Raw genomic sequence first — 7481 nt, forward strand, 5'->3', positions numbered from 1 at the left:
TGTTCCGTTGCCGACACATCGGGCCGGGTACGGCGGATTGTGTTGCTGCGGAGCGGTGACACGCCATAGAGTCGCCAACCGTCGGCATGGTGCCACGCTGACCTATCTAGAAGTTTCCTGGTCACCAAGGAGGTAAGACGACTTGTGAATGAGTCGACATTTACTCCCGGGGGTGGTCAACCAGGAACGGTTGCGAGGGAGCAAGGTCCCGCGGGGCTCGAGGCTGTCGGCTCCGTCGCGGTCCGTACCTTTGCCGCCCGTCAGAGCAGCCCCCTGCAGACGCAGACAGCACCCCAGAGCATGGATGGCCATCACGTGAACGCCATGGCCGGCGACCGAAGTGGCGAACGCACCCACTTCGCCGACTACGACGAACTGCCCGAGGGGCACTTCTACGACCCCGACGCCGAGTACGAGCCGGACCCCGAGTACGCGGCGACGCTCGCGCCCGACGCTGCCCGTCAGCGCCGCGAGCGTGTCGGCCCGACCGGGCGCCCGCTCCCGTACTTCCCGATCCCAGGCCCGCTGACCGATCACGGCCCCGCGAAGATCATCGCGATGTGCAACCAGAAGGGCGGCGTCGGCAAGACCACGTCGACCATCAACCTGGGTGCCGCGCTCGCGGAGTACGGACGCCGGGTCCTGCTCGTCGACTTCGACCCGCAGGGCGCGCTCTCGGTCGGTCTCGGCGTGAACCCGATGGAGCTCGACCTGACGGTCTACAACCTGCTCATGGAGCGGGGCATGGCCGCGGACGAGGTCCTCCTGAAGACCGCGGTCCCGAACATGGACCTGCTGCCGAGCAACATCGACCTGTCCGCCGCCGAAGTGCAGTTGGTGAGCGAGGTCGCGCGCGAGTCCACGCTCCAGCGGGCGTTGAAGCCGCTGATGGCCGACTACGACTACATCGTGATCGACTGTCAGCCCTCGCTCGGCCTGCTCACCGTGAACGCCCTGACGGCGGCTCACAAGGTGATCGTGCCGCTCGAATGCGAGTTCTTCGCGCTGCGCGGTGTCGCGCTGCTCACGGAGACCATCGAAAAGGTCCAGGAGCGGCTCAACCCCGACCTGGAGCTCGACGGCATCCTCGCCACGATGTACGACTCCCGCACGGTGCACAGCCGTGAGGTGCTCGCGCGGGTGGTCGAGGCGTTCGACGATCACGTCTACCACACCGTGATCGGCCGGACCGTGCGCTTCCCGGAGACCACGGTCGCCGGTGAGCCGATCACGACGTACGCCTCCAACTCGGTCGGCGCGGCCGCCTATCGCCAGCTCGCCAGGGAGGTGCTCGCCCGGTGTCACGCCGAGTGAGTCTGCCGGGGGCCGACGAACTGTTCCGTACGACCGGGGGGATGGGGCTCCAGGCCTCCTCCCCGCGGCGCCCGGTCAACGGCGAGGCGCGGGTGCCCGCGCCGGCGGGTGAGAGCGACGCCGTCGCCGCCGAGGAGAAGCAGCGCGGCGAGGGCGGTGAGAGCGCCGAACACGCGGCGGCGGACGACGAGTCGGGCGAGTCCCGCAGCCGTGCCACCGAGGGCGACAAGCCCGGGGGGCGCCGCCCGCCGCAGGGGCAGGAAGGTTCTGCCTCCGCGGCGTCGTCGCGCAAGCGTTCCCGGGCGGCCGCCAACCGGCGGCCCAGCGGGCGGGAGCGCCACGACGAGAAGATCACGGTGTATGTCTCCGCCGAGGAGCTGATGGACCTCGAGCACGCGCGCCTCGTGCTCCGCGGGGAGCACGGGCTCGCCGTGGACCGCGGCCGCATCGTCCGCGAGGCGGTCGCCGTCGTGCTGGCCGACCTCGAATCGCGCGGAGACGCAAGCATTCTCGTACGCCGACTGCGCGGGCGGTAGCGGTAACGTCCGCCTGATGCCCGGATACGACGACGACTCCTCCACGCCCGGCCGGGGCGCGCGGCGACGCGCGCTGGGCCGGGGGCCGGGGACGACGCGGCTGCCGGCGCCGGAGGTCGTTCCTGAGCCGGAGCCTGTTCCTGAGCCGGATGCCGACCCGGAGCCGGAAGTTCAGGAGCTTGCGGGTCCCGGCCCGGATCCGGAGATCCAGGAGCCCGCGGGCTCCGGCCCGGAACCGGAACCTGAGCAGCCTGCGCCCGATGACGGGCGGTTCAAGGTACGGCTGGCGAACTTCGAGGGGCCCTTCGATCTGCTCCTCCAGCTGATCTCCAAGCACAAGATGGACGTCACCGAGGTCGCCCTGTCCAAAGTGACCGACGAGTTCATGGTGCACATCCGCGCCATGGGGCCCGAGTGGGATCTCGACCAGACCACCGAGTTCCTCGTCGTCGCCGCTACGCTCCTCGATCTCAAGGCCGCCCGGCTGCTGCCGACCGCCGAGGTCGAGGACGAGGCCGACCTCGCGCTCCTAGAAGCGCGTGACCTCCTGTTCGCCCGGCTGCTCCAGTACCGCGCGTACAAGAAGATCGCCGACATCTTCAGCGAGCGGCTCGACGAGGAGGCGCGGCGCTATCCGCGGACCGTCGGTCTGGAGCCGCACCACGCCGAGCTGCTGCCGGAAGTCGTCATCAGCATCGGGGCGGAAGGATTCGCCCGGCTCGCGGTGAAGGCCATGCAGCCCAGGCCGAAGCCCCAGGTGTACGTCGACCACATCCACGCCCCGCTGGTCAGCGTGCGCGAGCAGGCCGGGCTCGTCGTGGCGCGGCTGCGGGAGCTGGGCGAGGCGAGTTTCCGGGTGCTGGTGGAGGACACCGACGACACCCTGACCGTCGTGGCCCGCTTCCTGGCGCTCCTCGAGCTGTACCGGGAGAAGGCCGTGAGCCTGGAGCAGCAGGAGGCCCTGGGGGAGCTTCTCGTGCGCTGGACCGGCGGGGAGAGCGAGGGGGAGCCGACCGTCACGGACGAGTTCGACAGGCCTCCCGAGACGGCCGGCCAAGACGGTGGAGAGACGCAGGCCGAGCGGGGCCGGGCGGAGGAGAAGCAGGCATGACGGGCATGAGCGGGCAGGAAGTCGTAGCGGGGGCCGACCGGGTCGCCGAGCTGGATCTCAGGCCGGCCCTGGAGGCCGTACTGATGGTCGTCGACGAGCCGGCGACCGAGGAGCACCTCGCGAAGATCCTGGACCGGCCACGAAGGGCCGTGGCGGACGCCCTGCGGGCGCTGGCGGACGAGTACACGGTTCAGGGCCGCGGCTTCGAGCTGAGGCTCGTGGCGGGCGGCTGGCGGTTCTACACCCGGCCGCAGTACGCGGCGGCCGTGGAGCGTTTCGTGCTCGACGGGCAGCAGGCCCGGCTCACCCAGGCGGCCCTGGAGACGCTCGCGGTCGTCGCGTACCGCCAGCCGGTCAGCCGCTCGCGGGTCTCCGCGGTGCGCGGAGTGAACTGTGACGGCGTGATGCGGACCCTCCTCCAGAGGGGCCTTGTGGAGGAGGCGGGCGCGGAACCCGAAACAAGTGCGATCCTGTACAGGACGACGAACTACTTTCTGGAGCGGATGGGCCTGCGCGGCCTGGACGAGCTCCCGGAACTCGCGCCCTTCCTTCCGGAGGCGGACGCGATCGAGGCCGAGACGCAGGAAGGGGTCCCGTCGTTCGACCCGGACGCACCCGATGCGCCGGGTTACGAGGACGCAGACGACTAGACGGAACTTTTGATGCGAAGCAGCAGCAGCGGCAGGAACAGCAGCGGAAACAACGGCGGGAGCCGTGGTGGCAACAGCGGCGGCCGCGGCAGCAGTGGCGGCGGTGGCGGTCGCGGCGGCAGCGCCGGCCGCGGCAGCGGTGGTGGCGGCGGTGCTCGCGGCGGCAGCGCCGGCGGCGGCCGCGGGAACTACCGGGGTGCCGGCAACGACCGTGACGACAAGCAGGGCAGGCCGAGCAAGCCGCGTCCCGAGGAGCGTCGCTACGACGTGAGCCCCGGCGACAGCGGCGGCGCCGGGCCGAGGAGGGGCCGGGGCGCGGCGGCGCGCGGCGGCGCCAAGGGCGGCCCCCGTACCTCTCAGGGCACCGGTGCCCGCGGCAGCGGTCGCGGCGCCCCGTCGACCTCCCGGGAGTACGACGCCCGGCAGGAGGAGCGCAACCGCGACCGTTACGCGGGCAGGCCCACCGTCAAGACCCCCAAGACCTTCCCGGGCGCCGAGCAGGAGGGCGAGCGGCTCCAGAAGGTGCTCGCGCGGGCCGGTTACGGCTCCCGGCGCGCCTGCGAGGAACTCGTCGAGCAGGCCAGGGTCGAGGTCAACGGCCAGATCGTGCTCGAACAGGGTCTGCGCGTCGACCCCGAGAAGGACGAGATCAAGGTCGACGGCCTGACCGTGGCCACGCAGTCGTACCAGTTCTTCGCGCTGAACAAGCCGGCCGGTGTCGTCTCCACCATGGAGGACCCCGACGGCCGCCAGTGCCTGGGCGACTACACGAACAACCGCGAGACGCGGCTGTTCCACGTCGGGCGGCTCGACACCGAGACCGAGGGCATCATTCTGCTCACCAACCACGGAGAGCTGGCCCACCGCCTCACGCACCCCAAGTACGGCGTGAAGAAGACCTACCTCGCGCACATCGTGGGCCCGATCCCGCGCGACCTGGGCAAGCAGCTCAAGGACGGCATCCAGCTGGAGGACGGGTACGCGAAGGCGGACCACTTCCGCGTCGTCGAGCAGACCGGCAAGAACTACCTCGTCGAGGTCACCCTGCACGAGGGCCGCAAGCACATCGTGCGGCGCATGCTCGCGGAGGCCGGGTTCCCGGTCGACAAGCTGGTGCGGGTGTCCTTCGGGCCGATCGCGCTGGGCGACCAGAAGTCGGGCTGGCTGCGCCGCCTGTCCAACACCGAGGTCGGCATGCTGATGCAGGACGTCGACCTCTGAGCGGTCTCCTGAAGCGCCCGAGCCCGCCGCTCCGGCGGTGCCTGGCTCTTGTGTGTGCCACCCCCCTCTCTTTATAGTCGGTAGGACCATAAAGAGAGGGGGGTGGTGTGCGTGCGGGGCTATGACAAGTACGCCTTCGAGCCCTTCGCCGTCACCGTCGATCTGGCCGTGTTCACGATCCGGGACGGCGCGCTGAGGGTGCTGCTCGTCGAGCGGGGACAGGAGCCGTACGCGGGACGCCTGGCGCTGCCCGGCGGATTCGTCCTGCCCGACGAGTCCGCGGAGACGGCGGCGGCGCGCGAACTGGCCGAGGAGACCGGCCTGTCCGACGTCACCGGACTGCACCTGGAACAGCTGCGCACCTACAGCGACCCGGACCGCGACCCCCGCATGCGGGTCGTCTCCGTCGCGTTCGCCGCCCTGGTGCCCGATCCGCCCGAGGCGCGCGGGGGCGGTGACGCCGCCCGCGCGGACTGGCTGCCGTACGGCACGGGCGCGTACGGCCCGCTCGCCTTCGACCACGACCGGATCCTCGCCGACGCGCATGACGGCGTCGGCGCCGGCATCGAGAACACCTGCCTGGCCACCGCCTTCTGCCCGCCCGAGTTCACCCTCGGCGAGCTGCGGGGGGTCTACGAAGCGGTGTGGGGCGCCGGCCTCGACCCCGCCAACTTCCGGCGCAAGGTCCTCGCCACCCCCGGCTTCGTCGAACCGGTGCACGGCGCCGCCCGGCTCACCGGCGGCCGCGGCAAGCCCGCCGCCCTCTACAAGGCAGGGCCCGCCACCGCCCTGCACCCTCCCCTGCTCAGGCCCCCCGTGGAAGGACGACCCTCATGAAGAAGCGTGCGGCGACCGGCTCCCTCGTCGGGCTCGCCCTGGGGGACGCGCTCGGCTTCCCGACCGAGTTCAGCGACGTGCCGTCGATCCTCGCCAAGTGCGGGCCCTGGCGGCAGATGGACCTGCCCAGGCCCGCGATCGTCACCGACGACACCCAGATGACGCTCGCCCTCGGGCGCGGCCTGCGCGCCGCGATGGACCGCGGCGTGCTCGCGCCGCTGCGCATGACGCGGCCGGTGCGCGAGGAGTTCATCGACTGGTACCAGTCGCCCGAGAACAACCGCGCCCCCGGCAACACCTGCCTCCAGGCCTGCGACCTCCTCACGCGCGGCAGGCCCTGGCAGGAGGCCAGCCGCATCGGGTCCAAGGGCTGCGGCGCCAACATGCGGGTCGCGCCGGTCGGCCTGGTCCCCGGCCTCAGTGACGAACAGCGCGCGGGCGCCGCCCAGTTGCAGTCGGGGCTCACCCACGGCCACCCCACGGCCCTCGCCGCGTCCGACCTCACCGCGCACGCCGTCCACCTCCTCGCCCGGGGCGCCGAGCCGGCCGGCCTCGTCGGGATGCTGCGCTCGTACGCGTACGAGAACCGGCAGAAGTACCACGAGCCGTGGCTCGGCGACCTGTGGGCGCACGCCGCCGACCCGAGCCCGGAGCACTTCATCGCGCGCGGCTGGGAGGACTGCCTGGCCGCGCTCGAACGGCTCCAGGAGGCGCTGCGCTCGCCGTCGCCCGAGACCGACCCGTGCCTGGCCACCGGGGCGGGCTGGATCGCCGAGGAGGCGCTCGCCACCGGCCTGCTCTGCTTCCTGCTCTTCGTCGACGAACCCGTCACCGCCCTGCGCCGCGCCGCCTGTACCTCGGGCGACTCGGACTCGATCGCCTGCCTCACGGGGGCTTTCGCCGGGGCGTACCTGGGCGACGAGGTGTGGCCGGCGGACTGGTCGGAACGGATCGAGTACCGGAGCGACCTGCTGTCGCTCGGCGCGCTCTGGGACGCTTGATCGATGACGACGGACCAAGCCATGACGACGGACCAAGCCATGACGACGGACCAAGCCATGACGATGTACGGGTCTCCGCCGGCGGGCGACACGGGTGCCCTGCGTGCCGCGGGCGTGCCCGACGCCGAACTCGGGCGGATCGTCTCCGGGCAGGCGGACCCGCTGCTGTTCGCGACGGTCTCGGGGGCGCACCTCTACGGGTTTCCCTCAAGGGACTCCGACATCGACCTGCGCGGTGTCCATCTGCTGCCCGTCGAGGCGCTCGTCGGACTGCGCGAGCCGGAGGAGACCCGGACGCGGATGTGGGACGCCGACGGTCTCGAGATGGACCTCGTCACCCATGACCTGCGCAAGTTCGTCCGGCTGCTGCTCCGGCGCAACGGTTACGTGCTGGAGCAGCTGCTCTCCCCGCTCGTCGTGCACACCACCGACGCCCACGCCGAACTCGCGGCGCTCGCGCCCGGTGTCCTCACCCCGCACCACGCCCACCACTACCGGGGCTTCGCCGGCACCCAGTGGCGCCTGTTCGACAGGACGCGGGAGCTCAAGCCGCTGCTGTACACGTTCCGGGCGCTGCTCACCGGCATCTTCCTGATGCGCACCGGTGAGGTGCAGGCCCATCTGCCCACGCTCCTGGGCGAGTTGGAGGCACCCTCGTATCTGCCGGAGCTGATCGCGGCGAAGGCGGAGGCGGAGCACGGGGCGGCCGTGGGGGGGGGGGCCGCCCGGGGGGGCGCGCCGCCGGGGGGGGGGCCCCCGCCCCGCCCGGCGGGGGTGGCAAAAAACCGAACCCCCCCGCCCCCACACAAAA

Annotated in this window: 8 protein-coding genes; all 8 read left to right on the forward strand. The window is 71.7% G+C overall.

The window, feature by feature from the left end:
• The first annotated feature begins 144 nt into the window (after positions 1–144).
• A complete protein-coding gene (locus ACWIGU_RS34200) occupies positions 145–1314 on the forward strand; it encodes a ParA family protein (protein WP_100599009.1) in 1170 nt (389 codons plus the stop codon).
• The gene (locus tag ACWIGU_RS34205) at positions 1299–1850 is read left to right on the forward strand and encodes a hypothetical protein (RefSeq protein ID WP_454405562.1); all 552 of its coding nucleotides are present in this window, start codon (positions 1299–1301) and stop codon (positions 1848–1850) included. The genes ACWIGU_RS34200 and ACWIGU_RS34205 overlap by 16 nt, the downstream gene beginning before the upstream one ends.
• A gap of 16 nt (positions 1851–1866) precedes the next feature.
• The gene (locus ACWIGU_RS34210) at positions 1867–2961 is read left to right on the forward strand and encodes a segregation and condensation protein A (protein WP_454405563.1); all 1095 of its coding nucleotides are present in this window, start codon (positions 1867–1869) and stop codon (positions 2959–2961) included.
• On the forward strand, positions 2958–3611 hold the full coding sequence (gene scpB / locus ACWIGU_RS34215; protein ID WP_398377150.1) for an SMC-Scp complex subunit ScpB: 654 nt from the start codon (positions 2958–2960) through the stop codon (positions 3609–3611). Before ACWIGU_RS34210 ends, scpB begins: the two co-directional genes overlap by 4 nt.
• Positions 3612–3623: 12 nt before the next feature.
• Positions 3624–4832: a pseudouridine synthase gene (locus tag ACWIGU_RS34220; RefSeq protein ID WP_454405564.1), complete on the forward strand. Its 1209-nt coding sequence runs from the start codon at positions 3624–3626 to the stop codon at positions 4830–4832.
• 105 nt (positions 4833–4937) lie between these two features.
• Positions 4938–5669 (forward strand): NUDIX domain-containing protein, encoded by a 732-nt coding sequence (locus tag ACWIGU_RS34225; protein WP_454405747.1) that lies wholly within the window; start codon positions 4938–4940, stop codon positions 5667–5669.
• Positions 5666–6670 (forward strand): ADP-ribosylglycohydrolase family protein, encoded by a 1005-nt coding sequence (locus ACWIGU_RS34230; RefSeq protein ID WP_454405565.1) that lies wholly within the window; start codon positions 5666–5668, stop codon positions 6668–6670. The genes ACWIGU_RS34225 and ACWIGU_RS34230 overlap by 4 nt, the downstream gene beginning before the upstream one ends.
• A gap of 63 nt (positions 6671–6733) precedes the next feature.
• A partial coding sequence (locus ACWIGU_RS34235; RefSeq protein ID WP_454405748.1) for a nucleotidyltransferase domain-containing protein occupies positions 6734–7481 on the forward strand: 748 nt, incomplete at its 3' end.

This window comes from Streptomyces sp. NPDC055400 (genome assembly GCF_053644375.1).